At 37.1% G+C, this 16,227-nt stretch carries 14 protein-coding genes; 9 read left to right on the forward strand and 5 right to left on the reverse strand.

The window, feature by feature from the left end; all coding sequences use genetic code 11:
- Window positions 1-41: 41 nt before the first annotated feature.
- Window positions 42-1,598, reverse strand: coding sequence for an ABC-F family ATP-binding cassette domain-containing protein (locus AC2VNP_RS09875; RefSeq protein WP_275117379.1), 1,557 nt, complete (start codon window positions 1,596-1,598; stop codon window positions 42-44).
- A 453-nt stretch (window positions 1,599-2,051) separates the two neighbouring features.
- On the opposite strand from AC2VNP_RS09875, the gene recQ reads away from it, so the two are divergent.
- Window positions 2,052-4,157, forward strand: a complete 2,106-nt coding sequence (gene recQ, locus AC2VNP_RS09880) for a DNA helicase RecQ (RefSeq protein WP_486917174.1) — start codon at window positions 2,052-2,054, stop codon at window positions 4,155-4,157.
- Between the two features lie 229 nt (window positions 4,158-4,386).
- Here recQ and AC2VNP_RS09885 read toward each other — a convergent pair whose 3' ends face one another.
- Window positions 4,387-4,866: a CarD family transcriptional regulator gene (locus AC2VNP_RS09885; protein WP_216827763.1), complete on the reverse strand. Its 480-nt coding sequence runs from the start codon at window positions 4,864-4,866 to the stop codon at window positions 4,387-4,389.
- A gap of 145 nt (window positions 4,867-5,011) precedes the next feature.
- Here AC2VNP_RS09885 and AC2VNP_RS09890 point away from each other — a divergent pair, with 145 nt between their 5' ends.
- From AC2VNP_RS09890 to AC2VNP_RS09910, 5 genes are all read left to right on the forward strand, one after another.
- Complete coding sequence (locus tag AC2VNP_RS09890) at window positions 5,012-7,198, forward strand: DNA topoisomerase III (RefSeq protein WP_486917175.1); 2,187 nt, start codon at window positions 5,012-5,014, stop codon at window positions 7,196-7,198.
- A gap of 166 nt (window positions 7,199-7,364) precedes the next feature.
- The gene (locus tag AC2VNP_RS09895; protein ID WP_486917176.1) at window positions 7,365-8,132 is read left to right on the forward strand and encodes a thiazole synthase; all 768 of its coding nucleotides are present in this window, start codon (window positions 7,365-7,367) and stop codon (window positions 8,130-8,132) included.
- Between the two features lie 10 nt (window positions 8,133-8,142).
- Complete coding sequence (thiH, locus tag AC2VNP_RS09900; RefSeq protein WP_486917177.1) at window positions 8,143-9,255, forward strand: 2-iminoacetate synthase ThiH; 1,113 nt, start codon at window positions 8,143-8,145, stop codon at window positions 9,253-9,255.
- Window positions 9,252-9,569, forward strand: coding sequence for a prenylated flavin chaperone LpdD (lpdD, locus tag AC2VNP_RS09905; RefSeq protein WP_486917178.1), 318 nt, complete (start codon window positions 9,252-9,254; stop codon window positions 9,567-9,569). Before thiH ends, lpdD begins: the two co-directional genes overlap by 4 nt.
- A gap of 159 nt (window positions 9,570-9,728) precedes the next feature.
- The gene (locus tag AC2VNP_RS09910; protein WP_486917179.1) at window positions 9,729-10,181 is read left to right on the forward strand and encodes a hypothetical protein; all 453 of its coding nucleotides are present in this window, start codon (window positions 9,729-9,731) and stop codon (window positions 10,179-10,181) included.
- 49 nt (window positions 10,182-10,230) lie between these two features.
- Here AC2VNP_RS09910 and AC2VNP_RS09915 read toward each other — a convergent pair whose 3' ends face one another.
- Both AC2VNP_RS09915 and AC2VNP_RS09920 read right to left on the reverse strand, forming a co-directional pair.
- Window positions 10,231-10,419: a hypothetical protein gene (locus tag AC2VNP_RS09915; RefSeq protein WP_486917180.1), complete on the reverse strand. Its 189-nt coding sequence runs from the start codon at window positions 10,417-10,419 to the stop codon at window positions 10,231-10,233.
- A 15-nt stretch (window positions 10,420-10,434) separates the two neighbouring features.
- Window positions 10,435-10,695, reverse strand: coding sequence for a DUF2524 family protein (locus AC2VNP_RS09920; protein WP_486917181.1), 261 nt, complete (start codon window positions 10,693-10,695; stop codon window positions 10,435-10,437).
- A 212-nt stretch (window positions 10,696-10,907) separates the two neighbouring features.
- Between AC2VNP_RS09920 and AC2VNP_RS09925 the strand changes: the two genes are divergently transcribed.
- The 3 genes from AC2VNP_RS09925 (at window position 10,908) to AC2VNP_RS09935 (ending at window position 14,786) form a co-directional block, all read left to right on the forward strand.
- The gene (locus AC2VNP_RS09925) at window positions 10,908-12,200 is read left to right on the forward strand and encodes a DHH family phosphoesterase (protein ID WP_486917182.1); all 1,293 of its coding nucleotides are present in this window, start codon (window positions 10,908-10,910) and stop codon (window positions 12,198-12,200) included.
- Window positions 12,201-12,494: 294 nt separating this feature from the next.
- Complete coding sequence (locus tag AC2VNP_RS09930; RefSeq protein ID WP_486917183.1) at window positions 12,495-13,430, forward strand: DUF4349 domain-containing protein; 936 nt, start codon at window positions 12,495-12,497, stop codon at window positions 13,428-13,430.
- A 492-nt stretch (window positions 13,431-13,922) separates the two neighbouring features.
- Window positions 13,923-14,786, forward strand: coding sequence for a CvfB family protein (locus AC2VNP_RS09935; protein WP_486917184.1), 864 nt, complete (start codon window positions 13,923-13,925; stop codon window positions 14,784-14,786).
- Window positions 14,787-14,904: 118 nt separating this feature from the next.
- On the opposite strand, the gene AC2VNP_RS09940 is transcribed toward AC2VNP_RS09935, so the two are convergent.
- Entirely contained in the window at window positions 14,905-16,131 is a 1,227-nt protein-coding gene (locus AC2VNP_RS09940; RefSeq protein WP_486917185.1) for an MFS transporter, read from the reverse strand.
- Between the last annotated feature and the right edge of the window lie 96 nt (window positions 16,132-16,227).

The following is a 16,227-nucleotide window of genomic DNA, read 5'->3' on the forward strand; positions in this document are numbered from 1 at the left end:
TAAGCGCATTTTAATTTCTCACTAATTTCTAAAAATGGAAATTAAATAACCTTCGTTGTCCAAGTCTCACAATTCCATTTTTCAGTAACGATATCATTATAGAATTCAGGCTCGTGGCTAATGAGAAGAATGCTTCCTTTGTAGGCTTTTAAGGCACGCTTTAATTCTTCTTTTGCATCGACATCAAGGTGATTCGTCGGCTCATCGAGTACGAGTAAGTTCGTTTCATTGTTAATGAGCTTACATAGACGAACTTTTGCTTTTTCTCCACCGCTTAACACCATAATTTTACTTTCGATATGCTTAGTCGTTAATCCGCATTTTGCTAATGCAGCACGAACTTCAGCCTGGCTATAAGAAGGAAACTCTCTCCAAATTTCGTCAATACACGAATTTTGATTATCTGCTTTTGCTTCTTGTTCAAAATAGCCAATATGCAAATAGTCACCACGTTCAACCGAACCTGAAACAGGTTTAATCTCACCTAAAATGCTGCGTAATAACGTCGTTTTACCGATACCGTTTGCCCCGTATAATGCGACTTTTTGTCCGCGTTCCATACGCAGGTTTAAAGGTCTTGATAGTGGTTCATCATATCCAATTACTAAATCCTTCGTTTCGAAGATCACTTTTCCAGATGCACGAGACTCTTTGAAATTAAACTCTGGTTTTGGCTTCTCTTTAGCGAGTTCAATGACTTCCATCTTATCTAGCTTTTTCTGGCGGGACATTGCCATATTACGTGTGGACACGCGGGCTTTGTTTCTCGCAACGAAGTCTTTAAGCTCAGAAATTTCTTGTTGTTGTTTTTTATAGGCTGCTTCTAATTGTTGTTTTTTCATTTCGTGAACTTCTAGGAAGTGGTCGTAATCACCGACGTAACGACTTAACTCTTGGTTTTCCATATGATAGATAAGGTTAATAACGCTGTTTAAGAACGGGATGTCATGTGAGATTAAGATAAACGCATTTTCATATTCATTTAAGTAACGCTTTAACCACTCAATATGCTGCTCATCTAAATAGTTTGTCGGCTCGTCCAATAGTAAGATATCAGGCTTTTCTAGTAAAAGTTTAGCCAGAAGGACTTTTGTTCGTTGCCCACCACTTAAATCATCAACATCACGATCTAGTCCAATATCTGTTAGCCCAAGACCGCGAGCAATTTCTTCGACTTTAGCATCAATCGTATAAAAATCATTATTCGTTAAAATATCTTGAATCGTTCCTGTTTCTTCAAGCAACTTTTCTAGTTCCTCTGGAGAAACATCACCCATTTTATCAAAAAGCTCATTCATTTGTGTTTCTAGGTCAAATAAATATTGAAATGCACTTTTTAATACATCACGCATCGTCATGCCCTTTGATAGAACTGTATGTTGATCTAAATATCCAACACGAACTCGTTTCGACCACTCTACTTTTCCAGCGTCAGGTTGCAGTTTTCCTGTAATGATATTCATAAACGTCGATTTACCTTCGCCGTTTGCTCCGATCAGACCAATATGTTCTCCCCTTAAAAGGCGGAAAGATACATCATTAAAAATCGCACGGTCACCAAATCCGTGACTTAAGTTTTGCACCGTTAATACACTCATGAATGGACAACACTCTTTCTATATAAATTTATAGATAATCAATTTAATTTTTTGCACCTTACCTATTATAAAACGAATGAAGCTATTTTAACATACTTTGAAAATATCCAATTTATTTTTTTGTAAATAGGAGCTTTAAAGAGAAGTGCTTTTTCTTTACAAAAAGTTTGCACTAGGAGTCATTGAACTATTGTAAAATGAAGTATCGAAGTTAAATGAGAAGGCTGTATTTATCAATATCTCCACGTTATACGAGATGATCTGAGCATACGCTTGGCTTACGGGCCGAAGGAAATAATCTTGCTAGGAAAGATCCTGCAAATTACGATATTAAACCACCAACCCCTTTAGTCCACTTAACAATCTCAAGTAGAAAAGGTCATTTTCCTCCATTTATAAAATTAATAATTTCCTTTACAATAGAAAAAGCAGTTGTTAGGAAGGAGTTCATTCATGCAAACAAAAGCAGTTGAACTTTTAAAACAATACTTTGGCTATGAAGCTTTTCGGAAGGGCCAATATGATATTGTCGAGAAAGTTTTAGAAGAAAAAAATACACTTGGAATTATGCCGACAGGTGGAGGTAAATCTATCTGTTATCAAGTTCCCGCGCTGATCTATTCTGGAATGACGGTCGTTGTTTCACCGCTTATTTCATTAATGAAAGACCAAGTGGACGGGTTAAATCAGCTTGGAATTCCGAGTACATATATTAATAGTTCTCTCTCGAATAGTGAATTAAGTGACCGGATCGAAAATATGAGAAATGAACAATATAAGTTAATTTATATTGCACCTGAGCGGTTAGAAGACGTTCGTTTCTTTTATTTATTAAATGAGCTGCCAATTTCGCTTGTTGCAATCGATGAAGCGCACTGTCTTTCACAATGGGGACATGATTTCCGCCCCAGTTATTTAAATATCTCATCACTCATCAGGAAATTGCCGACCAATCCGGTTGTGTTAGCGTTAACGGCAACGGCAACGCCTCAAGTAAGAGAAGATATTTGCCGTCATTTAAGCATTGAAGAAGAGAATACGATTGTGAATGGAGCGAGAAGAGATAACTTATCGTTACAGGTGGTCAAAGGGCAGGATAAATTTTCTTATGTCTCGCAATACTTAAAAAAGCACTCAGCAAGCTCAGGGATTATCTATGCCTCAACGCGGAAAGTCGTTGAGCAACTGTATGATAAATTAACAGAAAAGGGAATAGCTGTTGGAAAATATCATGGAGGCTTATCAGATCTAGAGCGTGCGAAGTTTCAGGATGATTTTATCCGTGACAATATAACCGTTATGATTGCAACCAATGCATTTGGAATGGGGATTGACAAATCTAATGTACGATTCGTCCTTCATTACAATTTACCAAGAAATATTGAATCGTACTATCAAGAAGCGGGAAGAGCAGGACGTGATGGTGAAGAAAGTGAATGTGTGCTGCTTTTTGCTCCTGATGATATTCGCATTCAAAAGTTTTTAATCGAACAGTCTGACCTAGAAGAAACGAGAAGAACGAATGAATACCAAAAGTTGCAGCAGATGGTAGATTATTGCCATACGGAGTCGTGTCTCCAACAATATATTGGACATTATTTTGAAGATGAAGAATTTGAAAAATGTAAGAAGTGTTCAAACTGTCTAGATGATGGAGAGACTTCTGATGTGACTAGAGAAGCACAAATGGTCTTTTCCACGATTAAAAGGATGCGAGAAAAGTTCGGGAAAACGATCGTCGCACAAGTTTTAGTTGGATCCGAAAGTAAAAAAGTTAAAGATTTCAAATTAGATCAATTGACCACCTATGGCCTCCTCAAAACGTGGACAGGGAAAAATCTAGCTCAATTCATCGATTATCTGACAGCAGAACAATATTTAAAGCCATCTGAAGGTAATTTCCCAACGTTGCGTTTAACCGATAAAGCGGTTGCCGTTTTAAAAGGAGAGCTGCAAGTTTACAGAAAAGAAAAGGTAGCCCATGTAGCGATTGAAGCAAATGACGAAATTTTTGAGAGTTTACGTCAGGTCCGTAAAGAGATTGCGGATAAAGAAAAAGTTCCGCCGTATTTAATTTTTTCAGATAAGACGCTTCGTGAAATGAGCCGGTCAATTCCTTCAAGTACAGAAGAATTATTACTTGTAAATGGAGTCGGGCAGCAAAAATTAGAGAAATACGGTGAACAATTCTTAACGGCATTACAACCGTATCGGGATCAAAAAACAGACCAGCTAGGTACTCAGAAAAAAGCTTCGTCCAAAGTACCAAGTCACCATATTACGTATGAAATGTATGAGCAAGGAAGTTCAGTCAAGGAAATCGCTGCTGAGCGGGAGTGTACAGAAGAAACAATCCTAAGTCATCTAGAAAAATGTGTCGATGAAGGAAAAAACATCGATCTTCGCCAATTTGTAAATGAGCACCACGAACAATTAATTGAAGAAGCCATTGAGAAGATCGGCGCCGAACGATTGAAGCCTCTCAAGGAAAGCTTACCAGAAGAGGTAACCTATTTTGAAATCCGTTATGTGATTGGAAAGAGAGTTAGGCAAGGATAATTGTCTTTGAGCTCGATATTAGTGATTTGGTAAAGAGATTGGATTTTCAGAAATACAAGCTGCAATAGTGAGGTTGAGAAGATCAGCCTCCTTTTCGTTTTTTTGTGTTTAGCGGTAAACTTCATAAGGTCATTTAGATCGAAATATACGATCATAATGAAAATAAGTAGAAGACGGTTAAAAGACAATACAAAAAAACCTCTTCACTGCGAAGAGGTTTTCAGGTCGATTAACCGTTAATTGCATTGTCTAAAAATTCAATCGCTTGTTCTTCTTCAAATCCTTTAACAAGAATGAGTTCGCTAATAAAAATGCGTCGGGCATTATCAAGCATGAACTTATCTTCAGTACCAAGCTTCTTATTTTTATTTAAGAACATTAAATCCCTAATTACTTGGGCACTTTCACAAATATCACCCGTTTTCATTTTCTTCATGTTTAAATGATAACGTTGGTGACGATTAACCGAGTCGTCTGGTTCGCCTTCGTGAAGAATTAATAATGCTTTTTCTAACGTATCGGGGTCTACGACTTCACGTATACCGATAATTGATGTTTTCTCCATAGGAACCATTACTTGCATCGTACTATGAGACAAATTTAAGACATAGTATTGTTGGGTCTCCCCAAGAATTTCTCTTTCCTCGATATCTTCAATCACACCAGCGCCGTGCATTGGGTAAACAATCTTGTCTCCAATTTGAAACATAGCTCGACCTCCTAAATTTGAGTTCTTTTTTATTATATCATACTTGTCTGATAATAGCAAAATTTATAATTTTATCATTCATTAATTACACTGTCAATCAATTTATGATATAGTTTTTAATAGTTGTTGTTGAAAGGGTGTTACCATGAAAAAAACAGTAGTACTAGCTGAAAAACCATCAGTTGGAAGAGACATTGCCAAAGTTTTAAATTGTTCGAAAAAAGGAAACGGATTTTTTGAAGGTGATCGATATATCGTAACTTGGGCGCTGGGCCATCTAGTGACATTAGCGGACCCTGAATCCTATGATGAAAAGTATAAATCCTGGAATCTGGATGACCTTCCTATGTTACCCCAAAAATTAAAAATTATTGTAATTAAAAAAACAAATAAACAATATCAGGCAGTAAAAGCTCAATTGAACCGTAAAGATGTTGGAGATATCGTAATCGCGACCGATGCAGGACGTGAAGGAGAGTTAGTCGCAAGGTGGATTATTGAAAAAGCGAGTATCCAAAAGCCAATTAAACGTCTTTGGATTTCCTCCGTTACGGATAAGGCGATAAAAGAGGGATTTAGAAAGCTTCGCCCTGGTAAAGATTATGAAAACCTATATTCAGCGGCGGTTGCACGAGCTGAAGCCGATTGGATTGTCGGTCTAAATGGGACGAGAGCATTAACGTCAAAGTACAATGCACAATTATCTTGCGGAAGAGTCCAAACGCCAACGCTTGCGATTATCCATCAAAGAGAACGAGAAATTGCTGAATTTAAACCAAAGAAATACTACGGTGTAACTGTTCGAGCTGATAAAACAATAAAGCTTACTTGGCAAGATACAAAGACGAAAGAGTTTAGAACATTCGACTTGAGTCAAGTAAAAAAAGTACAAGAGAAAATAAGTAATAAACCGATACAAATTATAGATATTGAGAAAAAGTCAAAAAAGACATACTCACCACAACTGTTTGATTTAACCGAATTACAGCGTGAAGCTAACCGTATATTTGGCTTCTCGGCAAAAGAAACGTTAAATACGATGCAAAAATTATATGAGCAACACAAAGTTTTAACGTATCCACGAACAGATTCGCGCTACTTATCTGATGATATAGTAGAAACTCTAAAAGATCGTTTAGACGCTTGCGGTGTTGGACCTTATTCAAAGCATGCTTTTAAAATTGCACAAAAGCCGATAAAGGCAAACCGTCATTTTGTTGATAACCAGAAGGTTTCGGACCACCATGCCATTATTCCGACAGAAGTAGCTCCTATTCTTTCTTCGTTAAATGAGAAAGAACGTAAAATCTATGATTTGGTAGTGAAACGCTTTTTAGCAGTCCTTTCACCACCATATGAATATGATCAAACAACGGTTGTTACTAAAATTGCTGGAGAAACGTTTATTGCAAGAGGGAATGTGGTTCAGTCTCTAGGCTGGAAGGAAATCTACGGAGATGATAGTGAAGAAAAAGCTAATGCCATGAGTACTGACATTCTTCATTTACAGAAGGGGGATACTTTATCGCTTCAGTCTGTAACACAAACCGAGGGGGAAACAGAGCCACCGGGATTATTTAACGAAGGAACTTTACTCTCGGCAATGGAAAACCCAGCTAAATTTATGACTGAAACGAATAAGGATATTGCCAAAACGCTTGGAAAAACTGGAGGACTAGGAACCGTTGCAACGCGAGCAGATATTATTGAGAAGCTCTTTAATAGTTTTCTTATTGAGAAAAGAGGTAAAGATATCGTAACGACCTCAAAAGGAAGGCAGTTATTAGAGCTAGTGCCGTCGGACCTGAAGTCACCAGCCCTCACAGCAGAATGGGAGCAAAAGCTTGAAGCAATTGCAAAAGGAAAGTTAACGAAGCAAGCGTTTCTCGTTGAAATGAAAGAGTATACGAAAGAGATTATTCGCGAAATTAAAGTGAGTGAGCGGAAATTTAAGCATGATAATATTTCGGGACGGACATGTCCGGAATGCGGGAAAAATCTGCTTCAAGTGAACGGAAAAAAAGGAAAAATACTCGTTTGTGAAGACCGTGAATGTGGACATCGAAAAGCAGTGGCGAAGAAAACGAATGCACGTTGTCCGAAGTGCTTCAAAAAACTAGAATTACGAGGACAAGGCGAGGGACAAGTATTTGCTTGTAGCTGTGGACATAAAGAGAAACTTTCAACATTTAATGAGAGAAAGAAAAAAGAGAAAAATACGAAAGTCTCCAAAAAAGAAGTCAATCAATATTTAAAGAAACAAAACAAAGAAGAAGAGCCGTTTAATCCTGCTCTAGCAGAAGCTTTAGCAAAGCTTAACCTAAAAAAATAATTTATCAGGTTCATTAATTATTCGGTGCCAGGCACCTTTACTCTATTACAGTGGTAAAGGTGCCTGGCACCATTTTTATTGTGATAAGAATCACTGAACAGTTGGCTTTGGGAAGGTAAGATGACTTTGATTGTGGTGATATAAATTTTGTAAGGAGGATTTATATATGATTGATCCATTCATTGTTGCGAGGTATGAATTAAAAAGTCGTTTATTAATTGGAACAGGTAAATTTTCAAATCATTCTATTATATCCAATGTTTGTGAGACATCTGAAGCTGAATTAATAACGGTTGCTTTACGTCGAGTCAATTTAGATGACCAACAGGATAATATCCTATCTTTTATTCCAAGACAGATGACATTATTACCGAATACATCTGGGGCTCGGACAGCGGAAGAAGCCATTCGCATTGCACGACTAGCGAAAGCAGCTGGGATGGGCGATTGGATCAAAATTGAAGTTATTAAAGATCAAAAGTATCTGCTTCCTGATAACTATGAAACAATTAGAGCAACAGAAGTGTTAGCTAACGAAGGATTTATAGTTTTACCCTATATGTCCCCTGATTTAATGGTGGCTAAAGATATGAAGGAAGCAGGAGCCGCAGCAATCATGCCTTTAGGTGCTCCAATTGGTTCAAATCGCGGTCTGCAAACAAAGGAGTTAATTCAAATATTAATTAATGAAATGGATATTCCAATTATTGTTGATGCAGGACTTGGCAAACCTTCACAGGCAGCAGAGGCAATGGAGATGGGGGCTGATGCTGTTTTAGTAAATACGGCGATAGCTACAGCAGATGATCCTACTCAAATGGCAGATGCTTTTAAATTGAGTGTCCAAGCTGGTAGGAAAGCATATTTATCAGGGGTAAGGTCACCAGCGTTGCAGGCACAGGCATCTTCTCCATTAACAGGATTTTTAGTTTAGGGGTGACGATTTGAGCTTTTATCAACAATACAAAGAATGGCAAAACTTTTCCTTTCAAGACATTTGGAATTCTGTAACCAGTCAAGAAGTCAAGGGAGTACTTGAAAAAGACTACTTAAATGAAGAAGATTTACTCATTTTACTTTCGCCAGCTGGAGAAAGCCATTTGGAAGAAATGGCACAAAAAGCGCATCAAATAACGGTTAATCATTATGGAAAAACGATGCTGCTGTTTTCACCGATGTACATATCTGATTTTTGTGTGAACCATTGTACATATTGCAGTTTTAGTGTTCAGAATCAATTTGAAAGAAAAAAACTAAGTATCGCTGAGATTGAAAAAGAAGCACAGATAATCGCAGCAACAGGGTTAAAGCATATTTTGTTATTGACAGGAGAAGCACCTGCTCATACTCCAATCCCCTATTTAAAAGAAGTAGTTCAAAGTTTAAAAAAATATTTTTCTTCTATTTCTATTGAAATTCAGCCACTTCATACAGAGGAATATATGGAATTAGTTCAGTGTGGTGTCGATGGATTAACGATTTATCAAGAAGTATATGACGAAGATATTTATAAAGAGATCCATCTAAAGGGTCCGAAAAGAAACTATTTATATCGTTTAGATGCACCAGAAAGAGGTTGTAAAGCAGGAATGCGACACGTGACGATCGGAACCTTATTAGGAATGGATAATTGGCGTAAAGAAACTTTTTATACCGCAATGCATGCTAATTATTTACAAAGGGAGTATTTGGGAACAACTATTAACCTTTCGTTTCCTAGGATACGTCCACATGCGGGAAGCTTTCAGCCTAATAATATTGTACAGGACCGTAATCTCGTACAGTCTATTTTAGCTTGTCGTTTGTTTGCACCTCATGCAGGTATAGCACTATCAACGAGAGAAAGCTCAACGCTTCGAGATCAATTAATTCCCTTAGGAATAACAAAAATGTCAGCAGGTTCTTCTACACAAGTAGGGGGTAACACTAAAAATGGTGGGATGAGTCAGTTTGATATTTCAGATGAAAGAAGTGTTAAAGAGATTTGTGAATTACTTTACCAAAAAGGTTATCAACCTCATTTCAAAGATTGGGAGTTGCTAGAATTACGCACATGATTTATTTTGACGTTAAAAGAATTGGAGAAGACTGGCTTGTCGCTATTTATGGTGGGACTCATCCTCATATTGGGGCCATTAGTACAGCCGAGTGGAGAAGTGGAACTGCGTTTATATTACAGTCCTACCAACTCCCTCATCATAAAGAACTAGAACTAGCAGAAGAAATATCTAGAATATGGTGTATGAAGTTTCAGAGTACTGTAACTGTTACCGTTGGGATCCATGTCCCTCAAGCTACAAACGAAATGATACAACATATAGTAAAACAGACAAAAACTAAGCTTCATTTAGAAATCCAAAAATACCAATAATCAGGTACCAGGCACCTTTACTCTATTACAGTGGTAAAGGTGCCTGGTACCGATTTTTTATTATTGCATCAATTTTTAATGCTCTTTTCTCTATTAATTTATTCTAAAATCTATTTTTTTGAATAGAATAATAGAAAAGAGATGAAATGAGGTGTGGAGATGGTTTTCGTTCTACCATTTATATTTGTTATATTTGGGTTTATTTTTGCATTTATTGGGGGTACTATTTCTAGTCGAATGAATCATGTCCCGTTCTATCAAATGATTGATGAGATTCTTCTCTATTTTCAATTGATCCTAACTGGGGCAGGACAAGCCTCGTTTGTTTTTAGTTTCGATATTATCCATGAATTTTTAATACCGGGGAGCTTATACTTTTTAGCAGCAGCATGTTTGGTTTCAGCGTGTAAAATGCTGTATCAACAAATCGAGACAGAAAAGCTGGAGGAGTCGTTTCTCCGAATTGCGATTATGACCGTGATTGGGTTGATGACGATCGTATTGTTTTATAAGGGTGGAGCGACACTTCTTATTATTTCCGTATGTTTTGTATTTGTGATCAACATCTATCAGTGGCTAAAATTTTTATTTGTAAAGACGGTGCAACCATAAAAGAAAGGCTGACAGAAGTGAATGTATCACTTGTAAGTCAGCCTTTTTCCTAATCTTTTTTATCAAACTGTTCCTCTAACCATTCATAGAAGTGATCTTCACTTTGAAAGGTTGTTGTATCTTGAGAGTAAGTATTATCACGAGCTTTTAAATGCCCTTCATCCATAAAAAATTCCCAACCAATATCAGTTGCATCTTGTGTTAATAAGACAATTTGTTTTAATTGATCATAGTTCATTTTTTTTTTTGCCCCCTAGTAAATTCCTTTAACCATTACTTCTTGAATTTCTTTAATTTTTCGTTGCAAGTCGGCTAATCTGTTTCGTTGATCTGGATATTGGACCATTAATTGATCGGCTTCTTCTACTAATTCATGTAGTTGATGTTGAATATACGAATAGTCAGAAAGGTCATTTTCACGAATGATTTTTGTTTCTAAAAGCTCATCCAAGCCATCATCAACCAAATCTTGTGCTTTATTTAAAAAACGTTCGATCTCCTCATTTGTTGCCACTTGAAAACCTCCCAGACTTCCTGTTTTTAATAACATGTGAATATTAGATTAAAGTTATTCCTTTTTGCTTTTTCCGAAAAAAACAAATGTATCGTTTTTAGCTTCATTTTCCTTTACGTCTCTTTAAACAAAGTTGTTTTTTCAAAAATTGATGGATTTGCTTGATTTGTCACATAATAATGAAACAACATAGAATGAGGAGTGACAGCGAGATGTTTCATTTATTTACTCATAATGACTTAGACGGGGTTGGTTGTGGTATCTTGGCTAAGCTGGCCTTTAAAGATCAAGTGCGAGTTCGTTACAACTCTGTCAGCGGGTTAGATTTTCAGGTCGAACGTTTTTTAGAGCGAGCGAAAAACGACGATTTTATTATAGTAACCGATCTATCAGTCAATGAACAAAATACCGAAAGAATTAATGAGTATTATAAAAAGACAGGCAAGGCTAAATTAATTGACCATCACAAAACGGCTCTTCATTTTAATGACTACGAATGGGGGAGTGTAAGAGTTGAGTACGATGATGGAAGGTTAACGGCAGCAACCTCATTATTTTATGAATATTTAGTTGCCAACGGACAGTTGGAGTCTTCTCCTGTGGTGGAAGAGTTTGTTGAATTAGTAAGACTCTATGATACATGGGAGTGGGAAAAAAATAATAACGAAACAGCAAAACGACTCAACGATCTTTTCTTTATGATTTCGATCGAAGACTTTGAAGAGCGAATGGCGGGGCGACTACAACAAAGTGACAGCTTTTCTTTTGATGAATTTGAAACGAAAATTTTAGATATGGAAGAAAATAAAATTGAACGGTATGTTCGCAGAAAACGAAGAGAAATGGTGCAGACATTCATTGATAGTAAATGTGTCGGCATCGTCCATGCGGAAAACTATCATTCTGAATTAGGAAATGAACTCGGAAAAGAAAATCCGCATTTAGATTACATAGCAATAATGAATGTTGGCGGGAAAAAGATCAGTTTACGTACCATTCATGATCATATCGATGTTTCAGAAGTGGCAGGGCAATTTGGTGGTGGAGGACATGCGAAAGCGTCAGGATGCCCTTTAACAGATCAGGCGTATCAACTGTTTGTTGCGGAAGCATTCCGTATTGAGCCGATGAAACCAGATGCGTTCCGTAATCAATACAACCTAAAAGCCGCAGAAAAAGGTTGTTATTATGAAAATCATTTTGAAGATCAATTTTTTGTTTATCGTGTCGGTGAAAATAAATGGTGTATTGACCGAAATGGTAAAGTGATTGAACAAACCTTTACATCGTTTGACGAAGCAGAATACTTTCTAAAAAGAAATCACTCTGCTTGGTTAGCAAGGGACGAACAATATGTCGATTACCTCTCACAAACATTAATTCAAACAATTAAAAAAGAGCAAGCTAATGAAACCGAAAAATCACCTGAAAAAGATGCGAGTATTGTATCTTATGAACGTATTATTCACCCATCTGAGCAAGAAGATCGACCTTTATCACACTAACAAATATACACCTATTTACAAACGATCGAATGATATAAAGAAACTTAAATAAATTAGAGAGGCTGACTCAACAAGAGAACGTTCTTGTTCGGGTCAGCTTTTTGGTTTTAGTTAATAACAGCAACGGTTGCAATGATCCTCTAATCTAACAGTGTTTTTTTCAACAGGAACAGTTCTATAGTCTTTTCAGACAGCCCTTTTTCTAATTCTCACATGGACAGAAAATCAATTGTAACTTTTTTCCGTTAAAGGTCGTCTAATGTTAAAACCAAAATGAATGGAGTGTGTAAATACATGCGGAGAAGACATGTACAATTATTAGTTCTAATCGCTATACTTGGTTTTAGCATCCTATTATCAGCTTGTAGCAGCAACGAATATCGGACAGAAATGAGTGAAGACGCAGGTGCAATGGAAATGGTTGCTGAAGAAGCAAGCTATAGCGGCGTAGCTAGCCGAGGGATAAGCGCAGAAAAAGAGATGGTAGAGGAAGCTTCTGTTTCTACGGACCAATCTTCAAATAATCAATCTTCAGAGAGAATGGTCATTTACAATGCACACTTATCACTTGAGGTGAACGATTACCATCAATCAGAAGCTGCAATTCAAGATCGAGTAAAAGAACTTGGCGGGTTTGTCATTGAGTCGTCGGTTTATCGATCAGGAGAACAACAAATTCACGGAAATCTGATCGTAAAAGTACCCCAAAAACATTTCCAAGCGTTTTTAAATGATGTAGAGTCTGCAAGTGTAAAAGTAAACGAACGAATGATTAGTGGAAATGATGTAACGGAAGAATATGTGGATTTAGAATCGCGTTTACGTTCCAAACGAGTCGTAGAGAAACGTCTCCTTGCATTTATGGAAGACGCTGAAAATACGGAAGACTTATTAAAAATCTCTTCTGATTTAGCTAAGGTACAAGAAGAAATCGAGCGAACACTTGGGCGAATGAACTATTTAGAAAAAAATGTAGAGTTCTCAACAGTCACCATCTATTTACAAGAAAATAAAGTGAATGTTCCATCGATCCAAGGAAGTAATGACTTAAATACTTGGGAAAAGTCGAAAAGTTTATTCATGTCGTCCATCAATAATACGGTCGCTTTATTTTCAGGTCTTATAGTTTTACTTATAGGTCTTTCACCAATTTTTATTCCAATGACGATTATTGTACTAGTTATCATCTATAAACTCCGAAAGAGATCTAAAAATACAGAGACTTTGTAGGATTTAAAACGAGTTAACGAAAGCTACTTAAATTCGGTTACTAGTATAGATCGATATATTTCTAATAGTTCCGTGATAAATATGAATAAAAAGCTATAATCCTGTAAGTTTAAGGGTCATAGCTTTTTATAATGGACAAATGCCTGCATAAAAAAGTAAATAGAACCGATTGCAACGGCAGGGAGCATGATGAAATGAAAAACAGTGGCTTCATCTCGGCTGTATATGATCACATCTAAATATTTAAAAAAACTACTTAAAAGCAGCAGACCGAGAATCGTATAAAACACAGCTTTTTTCTTAATTGTAAAACACTTCCTTACTCTAAGTAGTACCTAACCTTCATTTTAGTAGCAATCTCACGTGAAATAAAGTGAAAACATCAAGAATAGTATGCAAGCGCAATACTTTTGGTATAATAGGTAAGGCATTGGTCAAATATACCATTGGTTAGTTTTCATGTGGATAAATAGAATAAGGGGTTTTTTAAGAATGAATAAATTACAAGCAGGTTCAATAGCTAAATTACGTGTAGAGAGACAAGCCGAATTTGGATATTTTTTAACAGATGGTGAACAAGACTTTCTATTACATACAAATGAAATAACAGGAGAAGTAAAAGAAGGAGAAACCATTGAGGTTTTCTTATATAACGACAAAGAAGGTCGTCTCGCTGCTACGATGACGATTCCAAAAGTTCAGCTGGGGGAATACGACTGGGTTGAAGTTGTAGATATTAATCCACGCTTAGGTGTCTTTGTTAATATCGGTATTCAAAAAGATATTCTCGTTTCAGTTGATGATTTACCCGCTTTTAAATCGGTCTGGCCAAAAGTAGGAGATCAATTACTCGTCACACTCAAAATAGATTATAAAGGTCGATTACTCGGCCAGCTTGTAACCGAAGAAGTTGTTGAAGAAATAGAGAAAGAAGCTACGTTCGAGTTGGACAAACAACAAATATCAGGCCGAATTTATCGCGCATTGAAAGTAGGCTCTTTTATGTTGTCAGATGAAGGCTATCGTTGTTTTATTCACGAAAGTCAAAGACGACAAGAACCACGCCTTGGTGAACATGTTACAGGACGCGTTATCGATGTAAAGGAAGATGGGAGTCTTAACGTTTCGCTTCTTCCATTAAAACAAGAGAGTTTAGATGAAGATGCAGAGATGATTTATGCTTATCTAGAGCGAAACGGGGGCAAAATGCCGTATACGGATAAAAGTGAACCAGGTGACATTCGCTTAGATTTTGGAATGAGTAAAGCTGCATTTAAACGAGCCCTCGGGAGATTAATGAAAGAAAAAAAAGTCGAACAAAAAGGGGACTGGACGTTTATTATCAAAAGCGAGTAGGAAATAATATTCGGATCTCATAGTCAAAGTCCAACGCCTATGAAAAACCCTCCAATCTCTTGTGTACGAGCGAGATTGAAGGGTTTTTTCTCTTGATATATTTTTTCGATTAAAAGCACTATCCATGCATCTCTTCTATTTTACGATCGGATGGTAAGAAAAATGTTAGTACGCCGATTAATGGAAGGGCAACAGTGAATAGCATCGTGTTTGTTAAGCCGACAGCATCGGCGAGCCAGCCAAGCGCGACAGAGCCAATTGCGCCCATACCGAAGGCAAGACCAACAATTAACCCAGAAACTGTACCGATTTTGCCTGGTACTAATACTTGTGCGTAAACGACGGTAACCGAGAAACTTGATAATATAATAAATCCAATAATACCTAATAAAAAGTATGTTGCAGTTGGTCCTGCATACGGGAGAATCAGTGCTAATGGAGCAGATGCAAGCATCGACAGCATGATCATTGTTCTTTTTCCGAATCGATCGGCAAGAGGTCCCCCAGCAAATGTTCCGATTGCACCAGCTAAAAGAAAGACAAAGATGTAGCCCTGGGATTGTGCAATTGTTAAACCGAATTTTTCAATAATATAAAAAGCATAGAAGTTTGTGATCCCAGCATGGAACCAAGATCTAGCAAAAACTAAAAAGATTAATAGACTAATAGCAAATACGACCATTTTCTTATGTTTAGGACTCATCTTAGTTGTAACAGCTTTCTTTTTCGGCATTTTAGCTAGCGCAATAATTTGACTAGAATACCACCTTGCAATGTAAACGAGCAGTCCTATCGCCAATGCAGCAATAATTGTAAACCAAATCGCGCCAAATTGCCCCATTGGAACTAAAATTAAAGCAGTAATAAGCGGCGCCATCGCTTGACCTGCATTTCCTCCAACTTGATAAATGGATTGTGCAAATCCACGCCGTTTTCCAGCAGCCATATAAGCTACGCGCGATCCTTCAGGATGAAAAGTTGCCGACCCTAAACCGATAAAAATGACTGAAAGAACGACAAACCAAAACGACGGGGCAAAAGCGAGCCCGAGTACACCAAAAAAAGTAAAGCAAAGTCCAATCGGTAAAGCATACGGTGACGGCTTTTTGTCCGTATATAATCCAACGACAGGTTGAATTAGTGAAGAAGTTATATTCAATGCGAATGCAATGATACCGAGCTGGGTAAATGTTAACCCCATCGACCGTTCGAGTATCGGAAACATAGCGGGTACGAGTGCTTGTATTGCATCATTCAGCAAATGAACAAATCCGATAATAAGTAAAATATTGTACATTGTTTTTTCTTGAGGCTGAACTGTTTGTTGTTGAGTTTGTGCTTGCATAGAAGTACTCCTTTCGTAATACGAAATTATCATATCATTAAAAAGGTATAACCGCTAAGAAAATTTTTACTATGAAACAGTACTCTAATTATAGCA

The sequence above is a fragment of the Alkalihalobacterium sp. TH-98 genome (assembly GCF_057473385.1).

Bases quoted from the DNA above. Each gene is read 5' to 3' on its own strand.
- AC2VNP_RS09875 (WP_275117379.1), bottom strand. From the start codon at position 1,598: ATGAGTGTATTAACGGTGCAAAACTTAAGTCACGGATTTGGTGACCGT.
- recQ (WP_486917174.1), top strand. From the start codon at position 2,052: ATGCAAACAAAAGCAGTTGAACTTTTAAAACAATACTTTGGCTATGAA.
- AC2VNP_RS09885 (WP_216827763.1), bottom strand. From the start codon at position 4,866: ATGTTTCAAATTGGAGACAAGATTGTTTACCCAATGCACGGCGCTGGT.
- AC2VNP_RS09890 (WP_486917175.1), top strand. From the start codon at position 5,012: ATGAAAAAAACAGTAGTACTAGCTGAAAAACCATCAGTTGGAAGAGAC.
- AC2VNP_RS09895 (WP_486917176.1), top strand. From the start codon at position 7,365: ATGATTGATCCATTCATTGTTGCGAGGTATGAATTAAAAAGTCGTTTA.
- lpdD (WP_486917178.1), top strand. From the start codon at position 9,252: ATGATTTATTTTGACGTTAAAAGAATTGGAGAAGACTGGCTTGTCGCT.
- AC2VNP_RS09910 (WP_486917179.1), top strand. From the start codon at position 9,729: ATGGTTTTCGTTCTACCATTTATATTTGTTATATTTGGGTTTATTTTT.
- AC2VNP_RS09915 (WP_486917180.1), bottom strand. From the start codon at position 10,419: ATGAACTATGATCAATTAAAACAAATTGTCTTATTAACACAAGATGCA.
- AC2VNP_RS09925 (WP_486917182.1), top strand. From the start codon at position 10,908: ATGTTTCATTTATTTACTCATAATGACTTAGACGGGGTTGGTTGTGGT.
- AC2VNP_RS09930 (WP_486917183.1), top strand. From the start codon at position 12,495: ATGCGGAGAAGACATGTACAATTATTAGTTCTAATCGCTATACTTGGT.
- AC2VNP_RS09935 (WP_486917184.1), top strand. From the start codon at position 13,923: ATGAATAAATTACAAGCAGGTTCAATAGCTAAATTACGTGTAGAGAGA.
- AC2VNP_RS09940 (WP_486917185.1), bottom strand. From the start codon at position 16,131: ATGCAAGCACAAACTCAACAACAAACAGTTCAGCCTCAAGAAAAAACA.